Raw genomic sequence first — 2,394 nt, 5'->3', positions numbered from 1 at the left:
AAATCCAAACGAAAGAGATTAGGCTACATTTTGTGAATGGTGACTTGGAAGAGCCGTGTGCGTAAATAGCGCAAGCACGGTTCTGTGAGGGGGGAGGAACACAATCTACCGCAAGGTAGAGAGGTTCTCTTCTACTCGACTAGTTAAAAAAGCCATCAATTCGATGGTCTATTTTTATGTCCAAAACATAAAGTAAATTTCTGTGATTAAATGTGAAATGTTACACATAAACTAACGCAGCAGGATAGTTGAAGAGCAATTACGGTGAAGCATACCACAAGTAATGGTAAACAATATATCAGAGTGCACTATCGAGCTTTTTAAATTAAATGAAATAACATGTTAAAATAGGTAGAAAATATGAAGTGGAAGAGGAAGGAGTTAGTCTATCTCTTTCACTTTTTTAATTTTAGTGAATAGAGAATTAATTTGTAGGAAATGTCCCTTGTCTGCTCGTTTTTATCTGAACTACAATAAGCCATATCATAAATTACGTAGACTTTTGCGGAAATTGTATTATTTAGAATACTTGCTTATGTTTTGAAAACAATCGAATGGATGACCTTCCGAGAGATCTAATCTCTCTCTCGCCACCAATAAAAAGGCTTCAGCGCTTTGCTGAAACCTTTTTTATGAGAAAAAATGAACTATGATCAGCTGTTATTTACTTACACAGTTTCGACCTTTTTTCTTAGCTCTGTACAGAGCCTTGTCAGCTCCTTTTATTACATCGCTAGGATACTTATATGTACTGTTTTTCTCACATACTCCTATGCTTATAGTAACAAATAATTGGCTTGAATTTTGACTTTTTGATTTTGAGCTTTGAGCTTTTGATGATTTTCTGGTGTATCCTGATTTGGATACTTGTTCACGTAAGTTTTCCAAATGTGGTATTACGTCATTTATAGATTTACCTGGAAACAGAATTGTAAATTCTTCCCCACCATAACGAAAGGCTTTCCCACCACCTGTGACCTGCACTAAATTAGAAGCTACCAATTTTAAAACATCATCTCCAACATCATGTCCGTATTTATCATTGAATTTTTTGAAAAAATCAATATCTATCATCGCAATTACATATTTATTTCCTAGTTTCATCAAGTTCTCCCTAAGGGCCCGTCGGGAAGGGATTCCCGTAAGTTCATCAAGATATGCCATGGAGTAGGAGTCCTCAATAATGCTGATAATTAGCATTAAACCGGCGGCACTTAGAAATATAGAAAAAGATATTTTATCATTAATGAAAAAGAGGGCTGTGAAAACAGAAATAATAACACCAACTAATCGTACCTCAAAGACACTATTTTTCACATAGGCTTTTATTATAAAAAATATAAGCGTTAAAAAAAATATTAACAAAGCTGTTTGATTCATAATAGTTTTCTCTAAAGGGAGATTTATGAATTTATAATTCAATACCTTTTGTATTGACGAATTATTGGACACAGTAATTTTATATATAACAAACAGCTGGATTGCTATAAGAGTGATACGTATTTTTCCCCATAAAGAGAATAAGCCTCTTTCCTTTAAGTGCGAGATAGTAACGATATTAAGAGGGATAAGCAAGCACATCACGGGATAAAGGACCTGAGAATAAGTAGTGATATTTATCGATAATTCTGAATAATGGTCTAAAAACAATTGAGAAAGGGTAAGCAGTAAAATTATTAGGAAAACCCTCCCTCGATTAAATCGAATGCTTAAGGTGATTCCTAACCCAAAAATAACATATGAAGAATACTTAATAACAAGTATAACAGGAGGTGTGAATGAAGGGATTTTTTTGATCAAGAAATAACATCCTAAAAGAATAAAAATATAAGTAATAGCTGAAAAGATTGTTTTAAAAGTAATTTTCACTTAAGCTGGACTCCTTTAATTATGTGCACATATTATACTATTTGTAGTTTAAGAAGCTAATTTGTCGATAAAGACTATACAATAAATTTCGGCTATTCAAATAGAATCTTTAACTTTGGAAATTATAGAAGTAGTGATGTTACTAAGAATGACGATGAAAATATAGGAATTACTTTATTAGAAAGTCTACAGTAATCAAAAGATGAAGAAGAATTGTCAACAAAATGGTGAGATTTAATCTACCAAAGTTAATGTAGTATTGTGAAACAAATCACTTAAACTAATGGGGCAGTTTAGTTCATTCAAAGAATGTTAAATAAGAGGTGAAAAATGAGAAAGCGATTAAAGAAAAAATTAGAAAATAGATATAATGTTTTAAATGAAGCCAAACGTCAGAGTGATGCTAGTATGGATGTATGGACACAAGTTAGTTAAGTCTCTATCCTATAAATAGAGAGGACGTGTCCGGAATGAAACAAAAACGTTATAATCAAGAATTTAAACAAACAATTGTCGAACTCCATA

The 2,394-nt window shown here is 32.3% G+C and carries 1 protein-coding gene; it reads right to left on the bottom strand.

Going from position 1 to position 2,394, the window contains the following annotated elements:
• Window positions 1-660 precede the first annotated feature (660 nt).
• Entirely contained in the window at window positions 661-1,869 is a 1,209-nt protein-coding gene (locus tag FG384_RS19365) for a GGDEF domain-containing protein (protein ID WP_142644326.1), read from the bottom strand.
• Window positions 1,870-2,394 lie beyond the last annotated feature (525 nt).

This window comes from Psychrobacillus vulpis, from assembly GCF_006861825.1.
Taxonomy (GTDB): domain Bacteria; phylum Bacillota; class Bacilli; order Bacillales_A; family Planococcaceae; genus Psychrobacillus; species Psychrobacillus vulpis.
Note: the sequence above shows the minus strand (reverse complement) of the source record. Positions and strands in the feature narration are given on the sequence as shown.